Annotated in this window: 24 protein-coding genes and 1 pseudogene; 9 read left to right on the top strand and 16 right to left on the bottom strand. The window is 59.6% G+C overall.

The window, feature by feature from the left end:
• Positions 1-1,218 (bottom strand): restriction endonuclease, encoded by a 1,218-nt coding sequence (locus tag FBZ93_RS08190; protein ID WP_146985442.1) that lies wholly within the window; start codon positions 1,216-1,218, stop codon positions 1-3.
• A 206-nt stretch (positions 1,219-1,424) separates the two neighbouring features.
• On the opposite strand from FBZ93_RS08190, the gene FBZ93_RS08185 reads away from it, so the two are divergent.
• Positions 1,425-2,855, top strand: coding sequence for a hypothetical protein (locus FBZ93_RS08185; protein ID WP_146985441.1), 1,431 nt, complete (start codon positions 1,425-1,427; stop codon positions 2,853-2,855).
• Between the two features lie 970 nt (positions 2,856-3,825).
• Positions 3,826-4,563, top strand: coding sequence for a hypothetical protein (locus FBZ93_RS08175; protein WP_146985439.1), 738 nt, complete (start codon positions 3,826-3,828; stop codon positions 4,561-4,563).
• Between the two features lie 18 nt (positions 4,564-4,581).
• Here the strand turns inward: FBZ93_RS08175 and FBZ93_RS41905 are convergent, their stop codons facing one another.
• The 3 genes from FBZ93_RS41905 to FBZ93_RS08160 all read right to left on the bottom strand — a co-directional run bounded on the left by FBZ93_RS41905 (position 4,582) and on the right by FBZ93_RS08160 (position 5,315).
• Positions 4,582-4,812, bottom strand: a complete 231-nt coding sequence (locus FBZ93_RS41905) for a hypothetical protein (protein ID WP_146985438.1) — start codon at positions 4,810-4,812, stop codon at positions 4,582-4,584.
• Positions 4,806-4,997, bottom strand: coding sequence for a hypothetical protein (locus FBZ93_RS08165; RefSeq protein ID WP_246667409.1), 192 nt, complete (start codon positions 4,995-4,997; stop codon positions 4,806-4,808). Before FBZ93_RS08165 ends, FBZ93_RS41905 begins: the two co-directional genes overlap by 7 nt.
• A gap of 132 nt (positions 4,998-5,129) precedes the next feature.
• Positions 5,130-5,315 carry a hypothetical protein gene (locus FBZ93_RS08160; RefSeq protein ID WP_146985436.1) on the bottom strand — a complete coding sequence of 62 codons (186 nt, stop codon included), beginning with the start codon at positions 5,313-5,315 and terminating at the stop codon, positions 5,130-5,132.
• A gap of 94 nt (positions 5,316-5,409) precedes the next feature.
• Here FBZ93_RS08160 and ligD point away from each other — a divergent pair, with 94 nt between their 5' ends.
• From ligD to FBZ93_RS08140, 4 genes and pseudogenes are all read left to right on the top strand, one after another.
• The gene (gene ligD, locus FBZ93_RS08155) at positions 5,410-6,285 is read left to right on the top strand and encodes a non-homologous end-joining DNA ligase (RefSeq protein ID WP_246667408.1); all 876 of its coding nucleotides are present in this window, start codon (positions 5,410-5,412) and stop codon (positions 6,283-6,285) included.
• Positions 6,286-6,810: 525 nt separating this feature from the next.
• Positions 6,811-6,966 (top strand): annotated as a pseudogene (locus tag FBZ93_RS41900) (DUF4236 domain-containing protein); the annotation flags it as partial.
• A gap of 123 nt (positions 6,967-7,089) precedes the next feature.
• Positions 7,090-8,616 carry a hypothetical protein gene (locus tag FBZ93_RS08145; protein ID WP_246667407.1) on the top strand — a complete coding sequence of 509 codons (1,527 nt, stop codon included), beginning with the start codon at positions 7,090-7,092 and terminating at the stop codon, positions 8,614-8,616.
• Between the two features lie 356 nt (positions 8,617-8,972).
• The gene (locus tag FBZ93_RS08140; protein WP_146985432.1) at positions 8,973-9,575 is read left to right on the top strand and encodes a hypothetical protein; all 603 of its coding nucleotides are present in this window, start codon (positions 8,973-8,975) and stop codon (positions 9,573-9,575) included.
• 116 nt (positions 9,576-9,691) lie between these two features.
• Here FBZ93_RS08140 and FBZ93_RS40520 read toward each other — a convergent pair whose 3' ends face one another.
• The 10 genes from FBZ93_RS40520 to FBZ93_RS08090 all read right to left on the bottom strand — a co-directional run bounded on the left by FBZ93_RS40520 (position 9,692) and on the right by FBZ93_RS08090 (position 22,109).
• Positions 9,692-10,534, bottom strand: a complete 843-nt coding sequence (locus FBZ93_RS40520; RefSeq protein WP_167528969.1) for a hypothetical protein — start codon at positions 10,532-10,534, stop codon at positions 9,692-9,694.
• The gene (locus tag FBZ93_RS08130; RefSeq protein WP_146985431.1) at positions 10,527-10,733 is read right to left on the bottom strand and encodes a hypothetical protein; all 207 of its coding nucleotides are present in this window, start codon (positions 10,731-10,733) and stop codon (positions 10,527-10,529) included. The genes FBZ93_RS40520 and FBZ93_RS08130 overlap by 8 nt, the downstream gene beginning before the upstream one ends.
• Positions 10,730-11,662 carry a hypothetical protein gene (locus FBZ93_RS08125; protein ID WP_146985430.1) on the bottom strand — a complete coding sequence of 311 codons (933 nt, stop codon included), beginning with the start codon at positions 11,660-11,662 and terminating at the stop codon, positions 10,730-10,732. Before FBZ93_RS08125 ends, FBZ93_RS08130 begins: the two co-directional genes overlap by 4 nt.
• A 233-nt stretch (positions 11,663-11,895) precedes the next feature.
• A complete protein-coding gene (locus FBZ93_RS08120) occupies positions 11,896-12,507 on the bottom strand; it encodes a hypothetical protein (RefSeq protein ID WP_146985429.1) in 612 nt (203 codons plus the stop codon).
• 128 nt (positions 12,508-12,635) lie between these two features.
• On the bottom strand, positions 12,636-13,046 hold the full coding sequence (locus FBZ93_RS08115) for a hypothetical protein (protein WP_146985428.1): 411 nt from the start codon (positions 13,044-13,046) through the stop codon (positions 12,636-12,638).
• 12 nt (positions 13,047-13,058) lie between these two features.
• A complete protein-coding gene (locus FBZ93_RS08110) occupies positions 13,059-13,535 on the bottom strand; it encodes a hypothetical protein (protein WP_146985427.1) in 477 nt (158 codons plus the stop codon).
• 357 nt (positions 13,536-13,892) lie between these two features.
• Positions 13,893-16,676, bottom strand: coding sequence for a hypothetical protein (locus FBZ93_RS08105; protein WP_146985426.1), 2,784 nt, complete (start codon positions 16,674-16,676; stop codon positions 13,893-13,895).
• A gap of 325 nt (positions 16,677-17,001) precedes the next feature.
• Positions 17,002-17,217, bottom strand: coding sequence for a helix-turn-helix domain-containing protein (locus FBZ93_RS08100; RefSeq protein ID WP_089025356.1), 216 nt, complete (start codon positions 17,215-17,217; stop codon positions 17,002-17,004).
• A 612-nt stretch (positions 17,218-17,829) separates the two neighbouring features.
• On the bottom strand, positions 17,830-20,484 hold the full coding sequence (locus FBZ93_RS08095; RefSeq protein WP_146985425.1) for a carboxypeptidase-like regulatory domain-containing protein: 2,655 nt from the start codon (positions 20,482-20,484) through the stop codon (positions 17,830-17,832).
• Positions 20,481-22,109, bottom strand: coding sequence for a hypothetical protein (locus FBZ93_RS08090; RefSeq protein WP_146985424.1), 1,629 nt, complete (start codon positions 22,107-22,109; stop codon positions 20,481-20,483). Before FBZ93_RS08090 ends, FBZ93_RS08095 begins: the two co-directional genes overlap by 4 nt.
• Positions 22,110-22,464: 355 nt before the next feature.
• Between FBZ93_RS08090 and FBZ93_RS41710 the strand changes: the two genes are divergently transcribed.
• Positions 22,465-22,593, top strand: a complete 129-nt coding sequence (locus FBZ93_RS41710) for a hypothetical protein (RefSeq protein WP_283810814.1) — start codon at positions 22,465-22,467, stop codon at positions 22,591-22,593.
• Positions 22,594-22,757: 164 nt separating this feature from the next.
• On the opposite strand, the gene FBZ93_RS08085 is transcribed toward FBZ93_RS41710, so the two are convergent.
• Entirely contained in the window at positions 22,758-23,183 is a 426-nt protein-coding gene (locus tag FBZ93_RS08085; RefSeq protein WP_146985423.1) for a hypothetical protein, read from the bottom strand.
• Positions 23,184-23,656: 473 nt separating this feature from the next.
• Between FBZ93_RS08085 and FBZ93_RS08080 the strand changes: the two genes are divergently transcribed.
• On the top strand, positions 23,657-24,514 hold the full coding sequence (locus tag FBZ93_RS08080) for a sterol desaturase family protein (protein WP_246667406.1): 858 nt from the start codon (positions 23,657-23,659) through the stop codon (positions 24,512-24,514).
• On the opposite strand, the gene FBZ93_RS08075 is transcribed toward FBZ93_RS08080, so the two are convergent.
• Positions 24,511-25,521 (bottom strand): helix-turn-helix domain-containing protein, encoded by a 1,011-nt coding sequence (locus FBZ93_RS08075; protein WP_146985422.1) that lies wholly within the window; start codon positions 25,519-25,521, stop codon positions 24,511-24,513. The two genes, FBZ93_RS08080 and FBZ93_RS08075, sit on opposite strands and share 4 nt — an antisense overlap.
• 158 nt (positions 25,522-25,679) lie before the next feature.
• Between FBZ93_RS08075 and FBZ93_RS08070 the strand changes: the two genes are divergently transcribed.
• Positions 25,680-26,825: an alkane 1-monooxygenase gene (locus FBZ93_RS08070; protein ID WP_146985421.1), complete on the top strand. Its 1,146-nt coding sequence runs from the start codon at positions 25,680-25,682 to the stop codon at positions 26,823-26,825.
• The last annotated feature ends 9 nt before the right edge of the window (positions 26,826-26,834 follow it).

Here is a 26,834-nt window from a genome sequence, read left to right as displayed (position 1 = left end):
TCAGGCAGTTTCTGCCAGTGCAAACTCGGCACGCAAAAGAGCTGTTACCAATTCTGGCGTATTGAAACCGTTGTTGACAAGAATGTCGGCTATGTCCCCTCCGCTGAAGAAGATGATCGGATGGCGGTCTTCGCGAACCTCTTCATAAGCTTGCCGCGCGACCACTGAGGTGGTCACCAGAACTCCGAACTGCCGATGGCGAATTCGAGAGATCAAACGCGACACTTCACGAACTCCGACAGTATTCGCCGAAGTCTCGTCGAAGCCCGGCTGATAGCATTTCGCTTCGAGAGAGAATTCCGCGTACACCGGATCGCCGGAAAGGCCGAGGAGATAGCGACCAATGGCGTCGCGGCCACCATCGACGCTACCCCGCGTGATGATGTCGATAATCACACGCGGATCATGCATCTGAAAAATACGCGCGGCGAACGCCTCAAATGCAATCGGTGCTTGCTCGAAATATTCAAAGACGACGCGCAAGATGTCGGACTTAGTCGCAGTATCGGGTCGCTGCTCTTCGACACTCCTAATGATCGTAGTGCTTTCCGAAGCCAGCGCCTTTGCTCGGCCAGACCGTACCCAATCCAGCCAAGCCGCGGGGGCTGAAACGGCAGTACTTGCACCAGGTCCGGCGGCTAGTTCTTGCAGCCACGCGCGCGTGATTACAGGAGCGTCCAAGACTGTAAAGATCGAGCGATAATTCTGAAAGCGCTGCCCTTCGGTCGTCTTCCAAACCGCGACGAGGTCGGCGGTCGACGGCAACCCAGGAAACCCAGGGACCGCCAACCCTTTGAACTGCACAGACCGGCCGCTGGCGGGAGTTGGATATCTCTTGAAAATGAAGAACGGCGGCACCTTTGTCCGCATCGGCGGCGACGCGTGCAGGAATTCGAATGCACGCCGCAAGAGTTCATTGCCACCACGTGTCGTCTCGTGCAGTTCGTGTCCAGGTGTCTTGTTGTCACCAAAGTAGATGAATTGTCCTGTGCTCAAGTCCAATGTATCGGGCCAGTCTTTGTCTTCCCCGCTGGTGTAGAGCACGACGTACTTCTTATCCGGCCCGCGCCCGGCGGCGCGAAATCCGCCTTGGTTTCCAACCCCCTCAAGGATTTTAGAGATTGGATCGTCGGCTGCGTTTCCCTGTCTTCCGCCCTCATAGATGGCATCGACGACCAGGTCCGATGATGACAACACGTTTGAAGGAATGATCCGCACGAGAATTCCGCTTCTGACAACACAACATTGATTTGCTCAACAGCGTCACGAGCAATGGATGCTTCGGTCAGTCAAAAATATGCGACACAGCTCATTTGCATGCACACAACTAAGGTCTAGTACAGCGCCACCACCACGTATGTTGTCAACTGCTAGTTGTTTGCATAGCATGCGCCATTTTTAGCGGTGCACGAAGGCGTATCGTTGTGGCAAAGCTTTTTAGGCCAAGACTATTCAGTCAGCAATTCCGCATTGATCCTTCTGCACTTCAAAAAGCGGGCCTGCTCGACCCATTTCTCAACGCAGACACCAAGCTCTTCATCGATCCGCTCCTGCTCCGGCATAGCAGCAATCCGTTGATCAGTGGCAAGGGGCTCGCGACATTCCGCAAGCGAATGAAGGACATTATCGATCTGTTGCTCGCAACTCCGACCAACAGCGGACCGGCATGGACTGCGGCGCTTAGGCTCCTCGATCTTCACGAGCGACGGGAGACCTGTCTGGGCTATGGCGGACAAGGAACTTCTGGCAGCAGCAGACCGGTGAGCCTCAAGACGAAAATCCTCACAACAGCCAGAGATATTGTAAACCTCGGCATGAAGAACCCCGAGATTATTGGATTGATGGGCATTCTTGAGGAAAAAGTTGGCCCCGACACGATAAGCGACCTCACGACGAACTCTATCATGCCGATCTTGGAAGAGATTACGCAGGGGTTCTGCAAAACCCACGGCGTTCCCACCAAAAACTTTGTCATCGAGCGAGCAACATACAACCTCCCCCAAAATCCGCTCGATCCTGAGCACGCTTTTGCATTGGTGCCTAAAGACATTCTACGTGAACTGCCTGTAGCTGCTGATTGGTCCGATATCGATCGGGTCGTTTCGCACAACGCAGTATTGCGCGACGCAGTCAACAAGATGCTCGGCGACATCACGAAGGCTACCGTCACGGACAAAAAGCGAGCACTGAAACAGGCCGCGTTATCGTCCGCAAAGGGCTTCAAACGCTTCTTCGACGATATGCTCGGCGAGCATTTCAAGAGTTACGACTTTTCGAAGGACAAGCGCGCAATCGAAGCATTGCGGCAAGCAATTACTGAGACTTCGAGCAAATTCCCGCTGAAGATTGAGGCGCCGACTACAAAAAATGCCGCCGAGTTGAAGCGCGTGGTCGATATGATCGTTGCCCAGTTCAAGCACTTGGTGGAGCATAATGATCTCTCGCGGCTGCTCTGGGACGGTAGCAAACCTCGAAGCGAAAAGTCGTCACAGCTCGTGTTCTTTGGCGTGGCGGATAGCTACTGCAAGGCGAATAACATAGATATCTCGCCGGAGGTAAATGCGGGCGGCGGACCCGTCGACTTCAAATTCTCCTCTGGTTACGCAGGCCGCCTCCTGGTCGAGATAAAGCTTTCCACTGGCACCGTAGAACATGGTTACAGGACCCAGCTCGGCGTCTATAAGACAGCAGCGGTAACCAATGAGGGGCTATTTCTTGTTATAAATGTCGGAAAGCTCGGCAAGAAAGGGCTCAAGATTTTGGCTACCCAGAAGGCCCAGCGCAAGGCTGGGCACCGCGCTGCCGACATCGTGATCGTCGACGCAACCAAAAGGCCGTCAGCCAGCAAGCGCTAAAAGATATTCCATCCGACACTCAAAAGATCATTGAGCGCAGGCATGCGATCCTACTCTAGCGGGTCCGAAGTACAGCGATCTGCCCCCGTACTGTATCCAGCATTTCACCATATCTCCGCTGCACCTGTTCATGAACATAATCACGGTACCCAGGATGGTCTGCGATCAATGGTCGCTCAATTACGCCGGGGAAATCGCAATTTGCCAAAACGGCGCGAGCAGCAGTGTCCAAGTCAACTGGCTTCGCAGCGGCGACAACGGTTTCCCGCGCCATACATTCGGAAGTCGCCGAACGCGCTGTTTCGCGTCGGTCCTTTTCAGCTTGTGATGTGCAGGCGCCAAGCGCGAAGGCAATCAGGCATGCCAATGTCAAACGCACAACCGCCCCCTCAGCTCCAAAACCCCCGACGCAACGCGCGCTAACGATAATGGAAACGCGTTGAACCGCCAACCGGCAACTTGCTAAAGGTTGAATTCCAACAAGTCGTCTGAACGATGATGTTTGAGGTGCGGGTTAAAAACAGGATGCACATCCCGACATCGCTGATAGATGCCGGGACCTGGGATGACCTACCTGTGCGTGCCGTACCGATTTCCGGTGCTCGGGTTCGAATAGGTGCCGCCTCTGTGAGACGATCCCACCCCGCCAGTGTATGATCCACCGTGACTGGACGTGTGATGACCTCCCCCGTAGGAAACTCGGCCGCCGCCATGTCCGCCGCCGCGCGCTTCGGCAAATGTGGTTGAGCAAAGCAGCGCCACCGCAAGTATCGTCATCTTCTTCAAAGCGAACCTCCCTAAATACGGACCGTCTTGGCGACGGTCACTCTTGATCAAGCAGCTCGTGCAATTACCGGATGCGGCTTATTCGCGTACACACAACTAAGGTCTATGCTGTGGGTTGAAGCTGAATATTGATATCCCGCTCCGGTTGCGGTTCTATCTCGCTTTCGGGTCTGGGGAAATCATAATGCGTGAGCTGGGCGTTGTGGTGCTTTGCGCCACGTTGGGCGGTTGTGTAACGAACAGTGAGACGGTTCAGTTCAAGGCGTCCAACCCGCAGCAGCAGTCGCTCATGCGGGATGGGCAGCCAGCCCTTGTCTCCCGGCAGAAGAACTCACTTGTCCTGGTGCGGCCCGCTTCTCGGCAGTTTCAAGCCAATGGCCGCCCGGTGTTTGTCGTGGGCATCAACAATCTTGGCAAAGCCCCCGTAGATTTCCGGGTAGCGCAAGTCGAAGCAATCCAACACGTCGGCGGAACTGATCATTCGATGCAGGTCGTGACGTATGAAATGCTGGTGCAGGAAGAAAAGAACCGCCAGGTTGCAAGGGCGATTTTTACGGGTCTCGCCGCAGCAGGCAATGCCTACAGCGCGTCGCAAGCAGGGTATGGCAGCTACACGACCCCAAGCGGACGCACGGGCACGTTCTACAGCCCGACCGCCGCCGCGATTGCGCAAGGCAATGCTACGGCACAGAACGAAGCGATGATCGCTGCTACGGTCGAAACCGGACAGCGCAACATGGCAGCGCTTGAGCAATCCGTGATCAAGGACAATACGCTCATGTCAGGTGAATGGTACGGCGGGCAACTGCACCTTGCGCCACCGACCGATCAGGCTGGCGGTGCAAAGACGTACACGATTGTAATCACAGTTGGCGCTGACCGGCACGTGATTGATATTGCGCAAGGACCGGCAGGCGTCTGATGCGCGAGGTCCTCATGGTTAGGGAACATCTCCCTTCCTAGCCGGTCCAATACTGTAAGGCCGGTTCAGAAAGAACTCGCGATTGCCGAGCGCGGCCTCCGCGTATTGATCGATAGCAACCTGGATCGCTTGAACATGGTGATAGCACCAGCCTTCACGAGCAGACAGTTGCCGTACTTCGTTTAGCGCTCTGATGAATGCTGGCGGATTTTCGCAATCATCGAACCACTGCGGACGCTCCCTCACCATTTCCGGCCTCCAAGAACCTTGCCCTTCGGCTTCGGCAGCGCGGCCTTCATCCGATCTCGGTCAGCACAGAGCCCGTCGATTTTGTCGAGCATCCGCTGCAACAGCGCGTCGGCCGAGTTGGTCGAGATACCGGCTCTCCGGAGCTGAAGGATTTCCTTGCGTTGGCGGCTGACTTGCACGCGCATGCGCTCGATCTCCGAACGGACGAATTCGAGTGTGGGCATAACTTGCTCTGAACTGGCGATGAGCCGCCATAAGAACAAAGCGCGAACTGCAAGTCAAGTGGATCATGGGGGACCGTAGATTGGCTCAGTTGATCAGCCACGCTCGTTTTCAGAAATGCGGTGCTTGCCGATGAGAATGGGCGTCACGGTCTTGGCGATGAGAGGCCCCTCGTACCGCGCGGCAAGCGCAAAAAGGCGCTGCTTGATGAAAGGATCATCCGCGCGGCCAGCAATGTCGCGGATCAAAATAGCCCGCTGCTTGTTGAATTCATCGTCCAACATGGATCACCAGTAAAGCGGCATTATACTGGTGCGTCATTGTCCCAAGTTAATTTTGAGTTTACGTATGGTTAAGCGTCCCCGAGGCATCGAGATGCCAGGCTTCATCAAGCCACAGCTCGCCACGCTCAGAAGCAAAGCTCCCGAGACCGGCTATCTCCACGAGATCAAGTACGATGGCTATCGGGTTCAGATCCACCTGAACCAGGGCCGAGCCAAGGCGTATACACGCAACGGGCTCGATTGGACGAAGCGGTTTTCGGCAATCGCCAAGGCCTTCGGCATTCCCGGTCAGGCTATCATCGACGGTGAAATCGTCGTCGTCCATGAAGGCCGAACCAACTTCAGCGAACTGCAAGCCGAACTGGCGAGGGGCCGTCAGGATCGACTGCTGTACTACGCGTTCGATCTGCTTTGGCTCGACGGGCAGGACCTGCGAAAACTGCCGCAGATCGAACGCAAGTCGATGTTGCGGGGTTTGTTCGACGCGTACGAACTTTCGCCGCCGCTTTTATACAGCGAGCATCTTGAAGGCGACGGACACGAGTTGTTCGTACACGCGAGCAAGCTGAAGTACGAAGGCATCGTATCGAAGAAAGCCGACGCGCCTTACCGCTCGGATCGCAATGACGGCTGGCTAAAGATCAAGACAGTTCAGCGAGAGCAATTCCCGGTGGTTGGGTTCGTGAAGGACCCCACGGGGGTCGCCGCGCTTTATCTCGGCAAGCGAGAAGGCCGGGAACTGATCTATATGGGTAAAGTCGGCACCGGCTGGTCCCGCACCGCTTCCAGCCAAATTCGCAAGCAACTCGATACGGTCGTTAGTCCGAAGTCAAAGTTGACCAAGCCGATCAGGAAGCCGAAGGCAACCTGGGTTGAGCCGAAGTTCTACGCAGATGTCGAGTACCGGGACATCTCGTCGGAAGGACTTCTACGAGCTAGTTCGTTTAAGGGTCTGTCAAAGCGATAGGAGAAGAATGACAAAGCCCAACTGTCCAATCTGCTTCGGCCTTGGCTGGGTCTGTGAGAACCATCCCCACTTGCCTTGGACGGCTGAAGCACGTGGCTGTCAATGCGGCGCGGGTATGCCTTGCGAATGCAATCAGGCGGACGGGATCGATGAACCTGATGTGAGGAAGGTCATCGATCATCCGGAATGAGGTAAGGCGTTCCGGCGAGATGCATTTGCAAAACTACGCTGGCGTTGGGCATAACTGGCGAGCCAAGGGCACCCAAGCAAGAATGGGGCGGCAAGCGATTGAAGCGAGGCCGCCCGCCGCTTCCCTCAAATGGTGCGGCCATCGGCCATCTCAGCTTCCGTACTTCTACGGTCCGTTTACTCTTCGGCTATCCCTTGACCCACGCGCAGAGGTTGCGAAACAATGCAATCATTCAGCGGCGCCAAGCTCATCCGGGGGCTGAGGTCGAAGGATATTTTTAGATAGCTTGCTCTGACCCAACATACATTTTTGCTTGATCTATTTATTGGTGGCACATGGGATTTCGGTTTCGCCAGAGCTTCAAGATCATCCCTGGTGTTCGCTTAAACTTGAGCGGCAGCGGAGCCAGCGTCTCACTTGGGCCTAGAGGTGCCCATTTCACCATTGGCCCACATGGCACGAGAACAACGGTCGGCTTGCCCGGATCAGGAATTTCGTGGACGGCCTATCAAGCCTACTCATCCGGCAAGCGCTCTTCACTTCCAAATCGTGGATTGCCTAACGCGAGTGACCCGGTAACAAACGAAGACACCAGCCTGGTCCCAAGCGCGACAGTGATTACTAGCTCGCCAATTGAGCAATTGGTAGCCAGCTCCACTCTCGACATTGCGGAAGCATTGAACGCAAGCAGATCGAGGTGGCAATTATATAAGACATTCCTCGGCGCGCTGGTGGCGCTATTCGCAATCGGCGCATTCTCGATCGTCAGCTCAACGCCAGCAGCCTCGCCAGTAGCCGTGTTCCTCGTCGCCGCAGGGGCCGTCATCATTCTGGGCGCAATAGCTGTCCACGGCCTGCTCTCAAACACCATTTCGCTCGATTACGATCTTTCTGGTGATGCAGCGGAGCGCTTCGAGGCTTTAGGACAAGCATTCGGCGCCTTGTCTGCGTGCAGCCGCATTTGGAGAATTCCGCTGGAAAGGCATGAAGCGGATTGGAAGAGAAATGCCGGCACCTCGAAGGCTGTGCAGCGAACATTGATTTCACTAGGGAGAGCCAACCCGTCCCTCGTCAAATGTAACGTCGAGTTTCTGCAACTACCCCTCGGGAATAAGACGCTATATTTCACCCCAGACGCCATCCTTGTCGTTGCTGGGGTAAGAGTGGCTGCATTCCGTTACAATGACGTTGAATTGGTCTCGAGGGCGGTCCGCTTCGTCGAGGATGATGCCGCGCCGAGTGACGCTCTTGTGGTTGCCGAAACCTGGCGTTTCGTAAATCGAAATGGCGGACCAGATCGCAGGTTTAACAACAACCGCAAGCTCCCAGTCTGCCTATTTGGCGAATTCGATCTCAAGTCGGCCAGCGGATTGAACGAGCGCATACTTTGCTCGCGCGCCGATGTGTCAGAAGGATTTGCATCGGCCATCGTCGCGATGCGCGCTGACAACCCCGCCGCTTCGGTGACGCCAGATAATTCTTACACGCCCCCTCTAACGTTCGCACCGATGCAAGATCGCAGCGCCACCACCGCAGAGGTTGGGGAAGCATATTCACACGAGACGGAGGCCGCTCGTGCTCTTGCGATGAACCAGGAAAAGCTGTGGGAATTCTTGCTCGTGGACGAGTTGCTTAGATCGAAACTACAGCCCTTAGAGATCGAGTGCGACAAGTTGGCGGACATTGTTCCGAGGAAACTCTTCACAGGCCGCGAGTTCTTCCGCTGGGTTGGCAGCGAGTGCAGTGAACTCTCTTCTGCGATGGTCGGTATCAAAGCATGTATCGACAAGGACTTGATGAATGCGCTCGGTGAGCCTGGAATGCCGGGGAATGCAATGGCGATACTTAGCGTAGTGAACTTGCTGTTCCACAATTGTCGTCGATTTTTGGAATTCGAAACAAATCTATGCGCGGCCGAAGTGCCTTTGGCCTTCTACGAACTGAAGAGTTCGTTTCGCGGCATTACCGCGAGCGTGGTTCGCGTGATCGACGATCTGCACCTTCAATGGAGCCGAAATACAGAAGCGCTCAAGAATGGCGCTCAAAAGTTCGAGCTTAAGATCACTTTCGACACTCTCCCCCAACTCTCGCCAGCCCTAGCGGAATTTGAACGAATTAAGAGGAGGCCCGAACTGTATTAAGGTTCGCGCCCATTGATTTCGCCAGGCAGTACATTTGCATTCGAAGGAGAGTTGCTTGCCAACAAAAGAGCAGTTTCGCGTCGAAATTCAGAGGCACTTGCGCGAGGCTGAACTGCGCGGTGCTCGATCATTGGATTTGAATTCGGGCGCACTCCATCGACGGCTAGGTGGTTATCCGGGACCCACCCATCAGATGCCTTCCTGCTGCCAAGCTATGTACGACGAGCAAAATCCCTCTGAGGACAAAATCGTTGCTACGCCCAAAAAGGGTTTCGGGGCGTCGTTGACGATCCGATACTCTCTACCCCGGACGCGGGCGAACAGCCGCTAACCTTTCAGCATCATTGCCAGCATTCATGCTCAAATCAACCCGAGATGATCCAAATCAAGTGGAGCGGCTAATCGCGGAGTTTCCCGGACCTCTCTGTCTGTGCGCTTCACCATTTAAGTGGTGGACGGTTATTGCTACCGGCCCCGCCATAGCCGCTCTGCTCGCGTTTGTGGTGATATCGAGCGATCTTCGGCCCGGCAGTGCCGCAAAGGGAGACGGCGTATTCCTAGCTTTCATCGGTGTTTTTATTGGGTTGCTTGTCGTGGTCTTCGGAAGAAGAGGGCTGAAGGGTTCTCTTCGGCTCGATGCTGATGGGTTTCGAGCAACCAGCGCGATGCAGAAGCAGTATCGTTGGAGCGACGTGAAGGACTTCACTCGATATGGTTCTAGAAGCGGCGGGCAAGTCGTGTTTGACGCGAAGACAGAGCGTCATCATGCTGGCGCTGTGTATTGGCCGGGCGCGGACACGTCGTCTCAAGGTGAAGCCCTGATTACATCAGAGATTAAGTCGTTCTCGGGCGTCAAATATAAATCTATGCCCGACAATTATGGCCTTTCTGCCGATGATCTGGCGCGCTTGATGAATAGCTGGCAGCAATTGGCAACTCAGACGAACGTAACGACCTAGAGGTCGGTATTGGTCTGCTAAAAAGTACCTCAAAAGCAATGGCCCCGACGACGACGCCGTCGGGGCCATTCGAGATCGTCAGGCACAAGTACATCCGTCGCGACTTCCGATCAAACTCATCGCTGATTACACCACCTATTTTGAACGATATTTGACAGCGGCGCGGCGTTGAGATGATCAAATTCAGCGCGAAATCGGCCCGCCACCAGTTCGCGTTTGCGCCAGTCAACCCGACGTTGGCGCTCAACCGTCATTACCTTCCGCGCCTCCATATCCTGGATGATCTGATCGATCTCCGCTCCATCCAGCGTTCGTTTGATGCGCAAAATGATGGACAGCGCCATCACGACATCGCCATGTGGCATCAGCAAATCGAGCGCAGCCACATCGCAGTGCGCGATAAAGGTAGCAATCGCCTCTTCGCTAGAACCGATGAGCATGGCAAGTTCACGTGTCTGCCGAAGATCATCGGTAGGCTCAGGCGGCTCTCCTTCGAGCAGCATACGCTCCGCCGCTCGACCGGCAACAAACTCAATGCATTTGGCGTAAACATTGGCGAAGACATCTGCCACAGGCTGACGATCCTCGCCCGCCTTCGGCATAACCGAGCGAAGCGCGTCCCGAACGTCGGACGCATCACCACGGCCTTCCACGAACGCCTCAGCGTGACCAACACCCCAACACAGTCCTTCGGAGCCATGGGACACGTCGGGGTTCACCGTCACGCCGCCCACGTCATGACCCAACAGACGCGCGCAGACAGCGTGCCCAGCTTCGTGAACCGCGATCCGCTCGTCATCCTCAAACGTACGGCCGAGCGACGCGAGCAAGCGATCGTAGTCGTCATTCTCCACATCGAGGCCGCCGCCGAGATCGCCAACCAACCCGACCTCGACAGCGGCCTCCCTCTTGGCGAGAAGGCTTGCTGGTCCCTCCTCAGCCGGAGCTTTTTCAGACATGGCCGAGCACCTCCTTGTGCCGCGCGATCATGCGCGCGCGGATAGCAGCGACGGCGCCATCGCCCGGCTGCCGCGCAGCGTGGGCGATCATCTTCGCCACGGCGACGGGGATACGGCCGCCGCGCGTCGCGATATAGCCGTCGATACGCGTTTCGATGCGATGGGGTTCCCAGCCGGGAGGCGCGGCTTTGACGGTCACAGGCGCGGCACCTCAATCTGGATCGTGCGCGCATCTGCGCTGCGGTCGATCACGGTGAAAGCTGCATCGCGCAGCACCCGATCGGGCTCGACGGGTGCCGCGTTCTTCGGCTCCTCGACGGTGTCAAGATCGATGACATCAGCCGCCTGAGGACTGAAGTCCCCGCCGCGCACGCCACGGAGCTGCGCGCGGCGCGGATCGGTCACATCGACCGCGATGCGTTGGTCCAGGGCACGGCACGCCGTGCCGATCGGCATGATCGCATCTTCGTATTGGCCCGCGAACTTCCGTTGCTCGTGCGCGTCACGAAACCACGCAGAGCGCAGCATGAAGACAGTTTGCATTTCCGGCGTCGGTTCTGCCGCCGCCGAGACCAGCGCGGTCGAAGGCATCAGCGGCGGCATTGCTTGCCGACCGTGCCTGATCGCGTCGGGCATCGTCCGAAGCTCGGCCAAAGCAAAGTTGGCCGCGATTTCGACCTGCCCCCTGGTGTTCTGGACGAAACCCGCGATCTGGCTGGCCTCGAAATGCCAATGACTGATCGCCGACAAAGCGTCGGCGAGAACGCTCGACTGCTCAAGGAAGTTCGGCAACGCTGCCTCGATAGCAGCAACCTGCATTGCCAGCTTGTCAGCCGCCATCGCGCGATCGATGCGATCGTGTTCGGCAGCGAGCTGGCGTTCCGCCTCGACCTTTTCCTGGGCCAGGACGGCGAGCGCGTCGTCCAACGCCGTAACGGAGGACGTTGTCATGTCCACGGCGCCGCGCAAGTTATCGAGCGCGCGCTGATCGTTGAGATCGCCCGACAACAGCGCTGCTTGGCGGGCCTTGGTAGCTTCGTCCAAAGCGTCCTGGGCTGCCGCGCGCATGGCGACGAGCTGTTCGCCACGCTTCGTCAGCGAGGTGATGGTGGTTTCAAGCTTCTGCATCTGTGTTTTTCTGAATGGATTTCGCATTCAGGTAGCTTAGGCCGCACGACTTTGCTTACTAGATCGGCGGTGTGGCGGGGGCCACGTTCGATGCAGGTTGTCGTGGCATCGGCCGCATTTCGGGCGTTTGTCGAGCGTGCGTTACTCGGTACCTCGTCCGCTTTGCGCCTAGAAGCGGGTCATTGCGAGCTGGGGCGAGGACTTCGACAAAGGGCCAAAACCGGAAGTCGCCGTCAATCCCCTCCGACGCGAAGCGCATGCAGTTGATCGGGGAAATTTGCATCAAGTTCACGCCAAAGGATGTCCTCTATGAAGGGGTCGCTCTGACAACCGTATTCTTTGTTGCCATCCCGCCATGGCGTGTCCCGCCAGATTAGAGGTTCGCCGGGCGCTCGCTCTCGAAGCTCCCACTTGTCGAGGCCGGGCAACGGCATAAAAAGTTCGGTGCCGTCGTCTCGCGTGTAGATTTTATATGAGGGAGTGCTCCGCCATTGCATCCGCTGCGCACGACCGAGCACGTTGATAAAGTAATAGGCGTGCGCAAAGTCGAGTGTGGCGGCAACCTTGGGCTTTGCGTGATAGGCGACTGGAATAAATTCGAGCTGGCCAGGTGCCCAGTGCTCTACCACCACCCGCGCTCGTTCCGAGAAAACAAAGAAGCCTCTGGACATGTGAAACATGTCAGGCAGCTTCGCGGAAGCAGCGGTGAACACAAGAGATTTTGGGAAGTAGGACGCTGGGATACGGTCACTGCTCAATTGCGCCCAGCCTTTGGCCATCACGCACGTATCATCAAGATCAAAGATGGTGCCATTAAAGTACATCGGATCGAACTTGTAGACCATGCCGCATCCCAATAGCCGTCAGGCTAATCCTAGCAAATCGGTCCGGCGATGTCCGCCTTTGGTCACACTCGGAAGTCGCCGGACCTTCCGCCAAAGTCCGCTAGACCCCAGTAAGCAGACACCGGACGTCACGCCCCCTCGACCTCGCGTCTCGTCACCACATCCAGGCACAGTCCCTGCGACCGCCGCGCCTGCGCCCGCTCAGCCCAATATGCCTTCAATTCTGTTTCCACCCTACGGCGTGCATGAAGATCGCGCCGCTTCTCGATCTGATGCAGTAACTCGAATGCATCGACGAGCCACAGATCGGCAACCCGGTATCCCAGGGGCCGATCCGTATCGGCAGTCGCGGCGCACCATCGTCGGATCGTCTCGGGGTCGACCCCCGCCACCAGTGCAGCCGCTGAGGCGACCAGCACCTCATCGTTCCGGAATTGATCGATCCAAGTGCGCCGCTTCGACCGATGGCGAACCATGGCAGCAGCCGCCTCCAACATTTCCGCAAGATGCTCGGGGTCGTCATCTCTTAAATCAGTCATGCCCCTCCTCGTTCATTGCTCGGCACCTTCGGTCAACAAGGCCCAGCACTGCTCTTGCGTCCAACCGCAGGGCCGCTCGAAGTTGCGCATCGCAATCCGGAAGTGTTCGTCGCACCGTAGCGCGGCCCGCAGTTCATCCTCACGGCATGCGCGGGCACCGGAGCGCATAGCGGCATCCAGGTCGACCAGCGCCGCCATCAGCCGACGCGCCTCGCGGCGCCGAGCTTCGAGGTCCGGCAAGCCGTCGAGGCGCTTACAACCGGTATCGAACGCCTCAAAGAGAGCGTCCAGGGCAGCGGTCGCAGTGGGCGCCACGGCGGCGCTATTCCGCCCGAAGTGTCGATCGACGGCGTCGATAATCGTCTTCAGGCGCCAACGGGGCTGCTTATTCTCGTGCCCGTCCGGCCGAACGTGGCGCAACGCGCGGCGGACCGTTTGCCGGTCGAGTTCCAGCATGTCGGCGGCGCCGAATGCGGAGATCAGTTTCACATCTAAACTCCCTGTCGTTGTTGTCGGTCTTAGAAAATGCTGGGACTGGTCATACCGGGGGCGCAAGCGCGACCCGCATTGCCCCGGTGCCAGGAAGGACCCGCGACGCCGTGCCTCGACGACCTGATTTCGGTGACGCGTGACGCGGTTGACGCCGTAAACGCCCTACTCCGACACACCTAGCCGTTCCGCAACATTGTTTCTCCAACTTCTTCCTTTCATCCTCCTTTTCTATCCAATGCCAGATATTGGCGTCACCCGTGTCATCAACTAGAGAAAACCGCACCAGAACAGACAATTAACTCGGTGACGCGCTCGGTGACGCGCGGCGCTCGACCGCGCTGGACGCGTCACCCGTCACTCATCATCGTCGTCCTCGCCAACGATCTCTGCCAGGTCACGCCGTTCATTACGCTGATCGGTGACGCCAGAGGTGGCATCGGTGACGCGCTGGTGATACGCCCGCATCGCGATGATGCTCTCCCTTTCGTCCCAGGCTGCCGGGATCAGGGAGTTCACATCGCTACCTGGCGCCTTCGTCAGGGCAGTCTTCCCCTCGAAAATGTGGCTCTCGTAAGCCGACTGATGGTAGCGCAGCCCCAGCTTGTTCAGCGCGACGCCGCAGTAGTATCGGCTCGTCTTGGTGCGCTCGGTCACGATGCGGCCGTCGCCGACCGCCTTCAGCGCCTTCCTTATGCTGTCATTGGATGGCGGCCGTCGGTCCTCACCCTTCTGCTCGACGAACCACGCCGAGAATGCCAGGCAGAAGTCTGCGACCTTGATCCGCGCTTTCGGATCAAATTCGACGCAGTCCGGCAGAAACCCCGCCACGAGGTTGCTGTCGCGGTGGATCGCCTCCGCCGTTTCGCGGATGCTATCCGTCGCCGCAATCGACCCCCGCCCCAGCGCCCGCCGCAGGCCCGCCAGCGCCCAATTCAGGACGCCCGGCAGTTCGGTCGCGACGACAAATTCGCCGGGCTTGCTGAAGCCGCGCTTGACCGCCTCAGCGGCGGCGCCGATTGGCCTCGCCTCGTCGAATTCTCGCGTAACCTCGATGACGATCATGCGGTTCACGATCGCGCGCGTTGCTTCCTTGAACTGCGGCTGAAAATTGGTCGCCCAGAAGATCGGCGAGCGGATCACTTGCGTGAGCATCGGGCCGTTCTTGACGTTGATCATCACGGGGTCGGCCGTGACGATGGACTTGACCGACGCCGAGAGATGCCACTGCCCGCCGAACGCCTCATGCAAAATCCAAGGCGCGCGGCGCACGAATGGCATCAGCCCGTGCGGGCTTTCAACCGCAGTGAGGGAGGCGCCAATCGGATTGCCGCCGAACAACCCGGCGACGACATCGAGCACGGTCGACTTGGCGCGGTTCTCGTTGCCCCAAAACACGCACGCCTTCGATAGTGCGCGCGGCTTCTTGTCGATGAGCGCGGTGCCCATCAATTCCTGAACGGTCGAGATCAGCGCAGCCCGCTCGTCGGGCTCACGATCGCCGAACATATCGTTGATTGCCATGCACCACCACGGGCACGGCTCGTCGGGCTTATAGTCCACCTCAACGCGCCAAGTCGCATAGTGTTCGGGCTTGCACGGCTCAAGCGTGCCGGTGCGCGGGTCGATCAGCCCGGAGCGCGTCGGCACCTTACCATGCTGGTCCCAGGGAATTTCGCCGTCGCGCCACAGGTCGGGATCACGCTCAATCCAATTGCGCGTATCGTTGATCAGCTTGGTGGTATTCTTAAAGCTGAGACGGCGACATGCCTGTTCGATGCGGACATTGAGCCACTGTTTATCTGTGCGCAATTCCCAGATGCCGGCCGAGTAAAACCAGGCGCCGTTCTTGGTGTTGATCAGGCGCTCGTTGTCACCGATGAGCCCAGCAAGCACCGCTCGGCCAAGCAGTTCATGCTGCTGCTGTTTCGTGACGGTGACAGGCATCGCAACGACCTTGCCGTTCTGCTGCGACGCCGTGCTCACGCGCTCGACTTGCCTGCCCTCGCCGCGACCCGCACCACCCTCGATGGTCTTAAATTCGATCTTCCGCTCGCTGATATACTTTTCAACCGCCACGCGCTGAGCATACTCTTCCTTTTTGTCCTCCTTCTGCGGATGCTTTTCGATCCAAGTTTCACACATGCGGCGAACCTTACGCTCTTCCCGACGCCAGTTCCAACGGCTCGCATACTCGCCAGCCGCCCGCCGCGTCGCTTCAAGCACATAGGGCACGACATCATCGACAAGCATGCCGCGATTGAGCAGCGACGCCGTCACCGAGAGCTGTGTCTGATGCACGCTGCTGTCGTCCCCGCCCATGAACATCATGTCAGCGAGCCTCTTCTCGACATCGATCGGCGCTTTGAAGCCGTGCTTCTCGGCATACTCGGCCAACAAGTCGATTTCACCAGCGGGCTTCGCCGCCTCACGTGACTTGCGCAGCATCACCGGCGACTGCTCGGCAAACCACTCTTCGAGGTCGTCGAGTTCATAGCGCCGATCGCCGTGCAGTTCGAGCACTTCAACCGGCATGCGCTCATCACGCTTGGTATTGTGCGACCCCGGCAAGCGCAGCACGCGCGAGACCTCACACACGGCGAGATCACCGGCGACGATGTCGGCCAACTGGCGAAGCGCGGCCTCGATGCGGTCGATGTTGCTCACGTCACCGGCGACGCCTTGCGTGTCGATCGCTTCCTTGAACAGATAGTACAGATGCACGCCGCCGCCACTCTTGACGATGGCGGACGGCGGATAGCGAAGCCGGGAAATTTGCCGCAACACTTTGGCAAGGTCCGGCGTCCCGTCGACCTTGTCGAAGTCGATGTCGGCATGAAGCCCGATCGTTTCTGCGATCGTCGGCTTGTGGCGCTTGTTGCCTTTGACGGTGCCGACCGCGAAGAACATCCCGCGCCCTGCGATGTCCCATTGGGATTTGAACGCTTCGATCTCGATCGGCTTGCGCGTCATCACGTGACGCTCGGCGCCCTCGATGCGCTCATTCGTGAAACTGCAAACGTAGACGGGCTGGGTCGTATGAGCGAACAATGTCTTGAGAAAATCGATCGTGAGGCACTTGGTATCAGGCGTACAAGCGATAGGCGACGCAGAGCCGCCAGGCGGCGCATTGGCATGCATTGGACTTGACCTTGGTCAACAGGCTCGCCTTCGCTGGCGAACACTGTTCGTTGATCCCTTTGCGAAACGGTTTCATTTTTTGCTCTCTGTTCTCTGGTTCTCTGGTCGCCGCACGGTGCTGTTACAGCCCGTGCGGCGGGCGCGGGCGCTCAGCCGCCCGACACTGGTCTTGAATATTGAATTGGGGCACGGCTTGTCTGCGGTTACGCCGCGTCGTTGATCGCCCGTATCGTGGCGTCGCCCTCGTGATGCCACGCGGGGACCGCCCTAAGCGGGATCAAAAACGTGGGCGCTGATGTTGAAGGTCGCGGGCATCGGGAACCACCTACTTAGACATGACCTTCGGCTTCGGAGCGATACGCGGCAGCGAAGCGTGGTATGCCTCGATGCTATCAAGATCGATCATCGTTCGGCGACCGTTCTTGTATGCGACGATCCGACCTTCGTTGATCAAGCCGTACAATTTCGTGTTGCCGCACGGTATGCGCGAACGGGCCTCACGCGGAAGCACCAGACGCTTGCTCGCAGTCTTCTCCTGCATTTGAACCATCTCCTTTTTTCTCAAATCATATTCACTACGATCGTGAACCGCCGCCTCTGTGGCCGTCCCGTGGATCACTGATCAGATGCTGGTTCGCAGGTTGCAACAAGGCACGACATAATCGCATTCTGGACGATAACGAACGCGCAGGTTGCAAAGCGAACGCAGCGCTTCCAATTCCGGAGCCCGTCCCCGATCAATGATTTCTGCAAACGGTGGTTGAACGTCAGAAATGCGATGCTAGATCGCCCCCGGCACCAATACAGCGGCAGTGCAAAATGTCCGCTGCTCATAGCATTTCCGATAATCGTCAGTTTTCCTTACGGTCGCCGATTACGAGAGTGCTAATCCTGAGTTTCAAGTTAGCTTGTTGCTACCTCAAGCAGCGCGTGAGGGGACTTCGGTGGCTTTGGGCTTGCCAAATCAGGCTGTGGATAACTGACTGCGGAACCGATAGCGCAGCGCCCAACCACTCAAATCAACACTCGTCCTGGGATCGAACTGAAAAACGGCGGATTTACAATTGTTTACATCTGAAGTTGCGATCTCTCCGAGCGCGCCACTACCCCTGCCGCACACGGGTGCCGCAGGTGCAACGACTATCGCACCCGTTCAGTTGAGCTGGTTGCAGCGCCCGAGGTCGATGTCGAGCTCGGCTTCGTTCTGCCGCAGCTCGATCGCATCGCCGCGGCGAGGCGCACAGATGCCGGCGGCTGTCCGCGCGGTGACCGCGACGATCGCGCCACGCTCGATCCGCCCGAAGACATAATAGCCGCTCGCGTCCGTCGCCGTGGTGCGCACCGTCCCGTCTTCCATCCGCGCGGTCATCTCGACACCCTGTTGCGGCTGTCCCGATGATGCCAGAACACGGCCAGCAAGAAGAAGTCGATGTTCGGAATCAACCGCATTTCCGCTCGGACGCAGGCCCTGCATCGCACCGATCTCAAGAATGTCGCCCGGTGCGGCATCGACCAGCTTGATTTCGACCGACCGGATCTCGCCAAGAACCAAGGGTTGCGCGCGCCACTTCTCGTAGCCGGGCGCCCAGAGAAAATCATGCTGCGCAAAGGTGGCCGTGTGCCACTGCCCGTCCCTGGCAACCGATGGCACCCATCGCCCGGTGTCCGCGCCCTGCGGCAGGGAAGACCCGGCTCCCTCCGCAACAGCCACGGTCGCGCCCTCTCCCATATGCCAGATCACCGCAAGACGCCCGCGCGGCGCCGTCCCATCATCCCTGCGGATGCGGTACGACCAGGACAGATGGGTGACGTTGAAGAACTGCAGATCGCTCGGCGAGAACTTGAGCGTCGCCTCGCGTGATGTCGCAACCAGCCTGGCGTAGGCCGGAGGCGCCTCCGCCGTCCGATCCGACAATGTCTGCCAGCTGTAGTCGGCGTTCGCGACCTCGAGCTTGCCCGCCCGGTCCGGCGGCAATCGATTGAAGACCGTCGCCGGCGTGTCGTCGTCCACGATCGTGATCGACTCTCGTCCGGTTGAGTCTGCCGGATTGCGCGTGAAGGTCGTCAGCTGCTTACCGTCGAGCTTGACGGTCGCATGCTCCGCGTGGGGCACGTAAATCGTGATGCCATGGAGGTCCCGCGTGCCGGCTCTCGCATCCGGCAAATTCTGCCCCAAGACGGGGTCCGCGAACGGGGTAATGTTGATCTCGGAGGTTGCGGCATCAACCGCAACGTGTTCGGGGATCTTGTCGCGCATGATCCGGTAGTTCGCCCAGACCGCACCAGCCGGGACCCAGACACGACGACTTTCCGGCAAGTCGCCCGCCGGGTTGTAATAGTCGCGCGACAGGTCGCGAAACGTATCCATCGTTACGGCCGGAAACGGCGCTTCAGGCGTCGCCGTGAATGTCGGATCGTACCGCACCGTGCCGAAATGAATGTACCACTGGTGCTCGACGTGAACCCCCTTCTCGATGAGGTGGTGGTCGAGAGCGATTTCCGCGCCAGCCACCGACCCCTGGGAAGAAGCGCGGCAATAGATGCTGACCGTGCAGACATAGGGCTCCAGCTTGAAACCCGCCGCAGTGGATTGGAGAGCGGCGAGCCGCGCTTCGGTATCCGCGAGGGAATCTTGGGCGTCTCCGAATAGAGCGTGGGTTTTCGAAAGTGCGTAAAAGCCGGGGTAGATGGACGTCACGGCAGGAACTGGCAGGTGCCAGGACCACGCCTCGTTCCGATCCCCGTTCATGATCGATGTCACGCTCCTGAAGCCCAGCTCCCTGAGAATGTCGGCGTAATAGCCGTGCGTCCCCGCTTGTCCTGCAAGACCGATCGACTCGAGCCGCACGTCGCCGAAATTGAAGTCGCGACGATAATGCTCCCCGGGACCTTCAAAGTCCGGATGGTAGGTGTGACCTCCATGGGAGGTAAGCACCGTGGGACGGATGTTCAGGGCCTCAAGAGCCGGCTTCTGCGCCAGCACCGACCAGCGGCTGAAGTTGTCGCGCTCGATGGCGATGAGCTTGACGGCGCAGGACGGCGCGCACGAACTCGCCTTGATTTGCAGCGCCGACAACGCCGGAAACGGCGGATCCCTCGCCGGCATGGGCCCCGTCGGCCAGGGCTCGTTCAACACGATGGTGACCGAAGCATTGTCGAACGACGGCGTCGTACCGACGCTCCGGAATCGGCTTGTCATCTCCTTGGAGAATACGTAGGCCTTGCCATCGGCGAACCGCGCCTCGACGACGAGGTCTTTCGGCGGCTCCCGATCGAATATCATCCGCAATTGCTGATATCCGCGCGAGCCCCGACCGCCCAACGCCTCGAACGCAGCCATCCAGTCTCCGGTCGCGGTCAGATCCAGCGCAATCCCAGTTGCGGAAAGCGGCTGCGGCTCCGGCAAGACGTGACGGTACTGCGGAACCATGTCGTCGCTCCACGAATGGATCGTATCGATGTTTCCGCGGTGCCACTGGCGGAGCAAGAGCCCGTAGACCGAATGCCCATCGACGCGCGACGGCTGCGTGCTCAGGCCCTGATAGGACCGAAAAAGCGCGCTGACATCGTCGGCGCCGGTCGTGCTGCTGATCCAGAAGCTGTCCGTGATCGGCAGCCCGAGTTCTTCATTGAGATAGCGATGAATCGAATTGCCGTGCCATGGCGCCTGGTAGTCGACATCGCTCGAGAACGTGATCATGTGCCCAAACGGATACGGCAGCGGCCGGATATCCGCTGGGCGCGCCGACGATGCGGACAGGCTGGCTGTGACCAGGGCCAGGCCAAATGCCAGCGCCCTCGACATCATTTGCGCGGCTCCGGACGCGGCTTGGAAAGAATTGCGAACAACTGGTCGGCAAGATTCCTGGCAAGCCACTGATGTCCCCGAATGGAATAATGAGCATCATACGCATAAGTAATAGTCTCGTCCGCGGCTGACGGAATCTCCGGTACCGGCGGCTGCACGCAATCGATCCCTGCCTGCACGCAAAGCTTGGCAAAGTTTTCCATCGCTTGCGCGACGCCCTTCCTCACGATGCGACCGTCCGGCATCTCGAACGTGCCATCGCAATCGTTGCGGCGACGGCACCCTGCCTGATCGTGTCCGGTTGCCATGACGAAACGAGTCTTCGGATAATCGCTGCGCAATTTCTGTGCGATGGCCGCGAACAGATCGAACGACGCCTTGGCCTCTGGCGGAAAATCGGCATAGGGGATCGTGAAACTATCAGCGGTCCCGAGGTTGCGAATGAGCTGCTCGTTGGTCGGCGCAACGGCGTCGAGAGCCCAACTTGGATCCCAGGATCGAAAAGTGAGCGCACCGGAAGCGTCAAAGTAGAAATTGTCGACGACGTTGTGCTCGTAGCTCCAGCCCAGCGTGCTTTTGAGGATCCGGGGATCCATTTGCGTCGCAAGTCCAACCATATGCTCGATCACGACGACATCCGGCTGGAATTTCATGATGTAGTCGCGGATGACGCGGTAGTTGGCGGCGAGATCGCCATTGTCGCGCCCGGCTGAGATCACCTCGACGCAGCGGCCAAGCCGCCTGCCCAATTCTGCCTCGAGAACGGTGGTGAACTTCTCGAAAGGCTTCACCTGCAGGGCAACGTACGTGCTGCCGCCCACAGCGCCTATTCTGAGGCAGCGATCGCGATTGTCGTAGGCGCGATCGCGGTCGAGAAATCCGAAATTGTTGGCAAAGGACCGACCCACGAACTCGCGCGGATAGCCGGCGCTCCCCGGCCATGTCGTTCGCCGATGGGCCGCATACCGAAAGATGGTGAGCCCGCCGTGGCCGTCGGAGTCGAACTCCGACTTGATGTCGGTCTCTGCCGGGTTCGGCTCCTTGCCACCAGGATTGTCATACTCGGGCTTCACGAAGACATTCATGACCATCGTGCCGGCAAGCGGACGAAACCACCGGCCCAGGGACGCGTAATGGGTTTCGCCCTTGAAGCGGTAGCGCAGGGACGCCGCAAGCCGTGTCGGCACGTCGGCAAACCCGAAGCTTCCATCGAGTGCGAGTTCGTTCGACCGCACCTCATTGTTTTCCAGAACGAGTTCGATGCGATCGCCGGGCGTGATCGGGACACCCTGAACCTGACCGGCGAGAGCAGACGTCGCAGGCGCGACAGCACTCTGCTTCGGACCACTCAGGGCAAGCCGGCGCACGGCGATCGCGCCCGGCGCGCCGCCTTCGACAGCCAGCACCCAGGCCTTCACGGCGCGTCTCGCCGGCGCCGCTCCGCCAAGAGCAGCCTTCAGCGTTGCCGGCACATCGCCCACATAGCGTCCGTCGCCGACGGCTAGCAGTGCCTCGACCGAGGCGGCGGCGCGTCCGACGGGCTCCGCGATATCGTTCGGAACGGCGACCGGCTTGAGCGACGGATCCGCCGGCATGTCCGGCCCCAGCCGCGCCGTCCAGCCCACAAAGCTGTTGTCGGCAAGGATGACACCGACAGTGAGTTTTCCCGCCTGGATCGTCTCGGCGTCGAGATCGAGCTCGATCCGCTGGGCGTCGATCAGCGGTGAATAGTCAGGTGACCAGACAAGCCACGTCTTCGGCGCAGTCGTCGTCAAGATCGCCGATCGCACGGCGACCGGGCCGGTACGCCGCTGGGTCAGGACGCCGCCATAAATCTCGATCAACCCGGCCTTCTGATAGACATCGACGTCGTCAAGGAAGGCCCATTCCCGCAGCCGCGGACCGGCGTTAACGAGAGGATCGGCGGCGGGTGAAGGCTGCTCTTGAGCTACCGGCGACGGGCGTCCTTCGGTCTCCAATTTGGCGACACTCGTCTGGAGTTTCGTCACCTCGCTCTTGATGCTGGCCAGATCGGCGCTCTGCTTCGATTGCTCGGCCGAGATCGCCATCACGGTGCGCGCGATGATCTGGACCTTGGGATATGCGTAGAGGCCGATGGCAGCCGCGCCGCCGACCGCCACGATCGCCAAAAGAGCGACGACGACAATCTTTCCGATCGGGTTCTTGAGGCGCAATGGAGATTTGGAATGCAATTTCGTCAACCGTCTGAACTTGGGCGAGCATCAATTCGGCTCATCCACACCACTGATGCGTTATCGGATAACGCCGGTGTCGAGTTGCGTCGAAACGACCTTTAGACCGGCCTCCTCGCGCTGATAGGAGACTGTTCCGACCCTCACCATGCCGCCGTAGTTCGGACGGCTGTATTCATCCATGTCCACGACGAAGGCGAATATCACTTCCGCCGTCTTGTACTGGCCGCGGTATCGATCGCTGTTCAAAATATCCGCAGCGTAACGCTTGCCGGTCTCGATCAAAGTCCCGCTCGCGTCCTCCGCAGACATCGCACGCAGCTTGTCCCGATCAGGCTGCAAGTTCAGCAGCACCAGCAGTCGCTCGCCACGCGGAGCGGCGACGATGTTTTTCTCGGGCACATCGAGCGCCTTTGTCTGCGCCGACGCGACGGAAGTCGAAAGACCGATCACGAGTGCAACAAGGTACACAACGAGAACGTGCAACGGACGCGCTCGCAGCGCAATACGGTCTGCAAGAGGCGGACTATTCACAACGGAAAAACCTTCCACATTTCAACGCGTCCCTGCCCAAAACCCGCGTTCGCGTCGGTATCAGACCTCGAACGTGAAGTCCATATCGGTCGCCCGTGCGGTTCGATGAAACGAAGCCAAGCGGACATGACGGGTGACACCAATTCTCGAGTGTTGCGGCACTCCGGCGCCTGCCGGGGATCGATGTCGCCAAGCTCTCATCCGCATCGAGCAGCGCGGCGATTTGTCCGCAGCATCTCTGCGCGGCAGCAAGATCGATTGGATTTGTCTGGTTTCCCGCCGCGACCGGCGAGTTGGAACCAGACCGATTGGCGCTCCAGCTCGACGTGCGTTCTTAACGATCCCTCGGTTTGGGCTTTCCTTCCTATTGACGCCGTCGGGAGCCGAGGTGATAGGCTACCGGCATTTCAGGGCGGCCATTTTGAATGCGCGATCTATTGGGATTCAACCAGCTTTTGCTGGCGGTTTTGATCTTCGTGCCCTTCGAGCGACTGTTCGCTGCGAGGCCTCAGAAGATCTTCAGGCGTGGCCTGCTGACTGACATGGCCTTCCTGTTCATCAACGGGTGGCTGGTGCTGGCCGGCGTGATCGCCATCACGACGGTGGCCATTCTGGTCAATCGATCGGTCCTGCCTGCGGCGGTGACGCAGGCGATCGGCAATCTTCCGTATCTGGTCCAAGTGCCCATCGTGATCCTGATCGCGGACCTCGGCATCTACTGGACGCACCGCATCCTGCATATCGTACCCGCCATGTGGCAGATCCATTCCGTTCATCATGCGGTCGAGGAGCTGGACTGGCTCGCTGCGATTCACCAGCACCCGCTCGACGTAATCTTCATGAAGGCCGGCGCGCTGTTTCCGCTTTACGCGCTCGGCTTCTCCACCGAAGCGATCGGCACTTACCTCCTCGTCTACTTCTGGCAGACCTGGCTGGTCCACGCCAACGTGCGCCTGAACTACGGGCCGCTGCGCTACATCCTGGTGTCGCCGGAGTTTCACCACTGGCACCACAGCAGCGAGGCCGAAGCCAGGGACAAGAACTTCGCTGGCTTCATTTCGTTCTACGATGTGCTGTTCGGGAGCGCCTACCTGCCGAAGGCGAGGAAGGCGACGACGTTCGGCATCGATCATCCAATGCCCACCAGATATCTGGCGCTCCTCGCCTACCCGTTCATCGCGTGGGCCTCGAAGCAAAAGCGCAACGATCCCCCAGTCATCCAACCTCAATTGTCGAACGGCGGCGAGCCCGCGCAGCCGCGTCACAGCGCGCCGCTGAGCTAGGCCCGCACGCCCTTCGCGCCGAACCAGCGCCGGCAGGCGCGGCTGAAGCTCGTCGCATCGGTGTAGCCGAGCGCAGCCGCCATCTCGTCGCGCGACTGCGTGCCTTCCGCGAGCATGGTCCGCGCGCGCTCGCGCAGCACGCCATCGAGCAGCGGGCGGAAGGCGCAGCCTGCCTCCGCCAGCCGCCGCACCAGCGTCCGCCGCGAGGTGCCGACGAGGCGCGCGGCCTCCTCCTCGGCCAGACGATGCGGCAGCCGCGCCGCGATCAGGCTCTCGACCATCCGCGCCAGCGCCGCAGTGTCCGAGCGCGGCTTCTCGACTGCCTCCAGCGCTTCGATCGCCTTGGCGTGCAATTCCGGATCGGCAAACGGCGAAGGCCGCGCGCACAGCGCGTTCGGCACGTCGAAGATGAAGGCGGCCGCGTTGAATTCCACGGCGCATGAATAATGCTGCATGAGCCGCTCGGCGCCCGCTGGCGGCCGCCAGGGAAATTTCAGGGTCGCCTGTCCGATCGCATCCTCGAGCAGCTGCAGATAGGCGGCGTGGATGTTGAGACTGACGGCCAGCGCCACGGCGCGCCACAATGCGCCTTCCATGGGCACCGCCGGAGCGATTTCGATCTGGATCGAGCGCGCGGTCTTACGCAGCCGGTTGCGGATGAAGGGCGCGCGGGTCGACCCGAAGCGCGCGCCGATGTTCAACGCAGCGGCGATGGTCGGCGCCGTCCTGGTCGCGACATCGAGCGCCCCTTGCAGCGACGTCGACCACACCGCCGCGGCCGACAACGGCCACAGCTCGCCATGCGCCCGGGTGATGTTGGCGGCGAGGATCACCAGCGACGACACCGGCATGTGGGCGCCCGGCTGGTCGAGCAGGTCCTGTTCGACGCCGGTGCCCTTGAGCAGTTCGTCGCGCTCGCCCCGCGTCTTGCCGAACGCCCGCACGAGCGCCCGCGCGTAGCTCGCGGACACCGGCACCCGAAGGGCATCCGCCTCCGATCCCTGCATTGCGTCGGCGCCCTCCCTCGCGAGCGTCCAGCCGAATGGTTTGGCGCAAAATGCCACAAAATTGGCCTATTGGGAACTGGCGGCGCAGGCCCGCCTCGCGGCATGCTTGCCGAAACAACGGCGAATGCCGCCTCGAAAGAGCAGCTGGAGGGAATGCGATGATCTTCACGGGCACCAACGCCGCTGGCGAAACCATCACCTACAAGGACGGCAAGCGCTATCTTTGGATGCTCTCGTTCATCCCGCCGCTGATCCCGCTATTGTCCTATTGGCTCTTCGTGCGGACGCACAATCCGCTGGTGACGCTGATCCCCTTCGTCTTCATCTTCATCCTGATCCCGCTGCTCGATGTCCTCTTCGGTGAAGACACCCACAATCCGCCGGCGGAGGTGGTCGCCGCGATGGAGGCCGATCCGTATTACCTCCGGCTTGCGCGCATCACCGTGGCGTTTCCCTGGATCAACTACGTCGCGCTGATCGCCTTCTTCGGGACGCAAGAGCTGCCGTGGTGGTCCTATGTCGCGCTGCTGCTCGGCGTCGGCACCATCAATGGCGGCGCGCTGTTGATCGGGCACGAGCTCGGCCACAAGTCTGACCGGCTCAACATCTTGTTCGGCATGCTCGCCAATTGCGCGGTCGGCTACGCCCATTTCCGCGTCGAGCACAATCGTGGCCATCACACCTGGGTCGCAACTCCGGAAGACCCCGCCAGCGCGCGGTTCGGTGAATCGATCTATACGTTCGCAACGCGCGAACTGCCGGGCGCCTTCAGGCGCGGCTGGCGCAACGAGGCCGAGCGGCTGACCCGGCGCGGCGAGCCGGTCTGGTCGGTCAACAACGAGATCCTGCAGGGCTTTGCGCTGACGCTGGTCGTCGCGGCCATCCTGATTGCGCTGTTCGGCTGGAAGGTCGCGCCGTTCATCGTCGCGCATCACTTCCTCGGCTGGTACGCGCTGACCCAGGCCAATTATGTCGAGCACTACGGCCTGTTGCGCGAGAAGCTGCCGAACGGCCGCTACCAGGCGGTCGAACCGCGCCACTCCTGGAACACCAACCACATCGTCTCGAACCTGATGACGTTCCACCTGCAACGTCACTCGGACCACCACGCCAACCCGATGCGCCCCTACCAGTCGCTGCGCGATTTCGACGACATCCCGCGGCTGCCGAACGGCTACACCGGCATGTTCGGGCTCGCCGCGATCCCGCCGCTCTGGTTCCGCGTGATGGACCCGAAGACATTGGCCTGGGCCGGCGGCGACAAGAGCAAGCTGAACCTCGGCGAGCGACCGGCGAATTCGTGATCGCGACGA

Origin of the sequence: Bradyrhizobium macuxiense, assembly GCF_007993935.1 — a bacterium.
Taxonomy (GTDB): Bacteria; Pseudomonadota; Alphaproteobacteria; order Rhizobiales; family Xanthobacteraceae; genus Bradyrhizobium; species Bradyrhizobium macuxiense_A.
The sequence above is the reverse complement of the archived record's forward strand: the minus strand, read 5'-3'. Positions and strand labels throughout refer to the sequence as shown.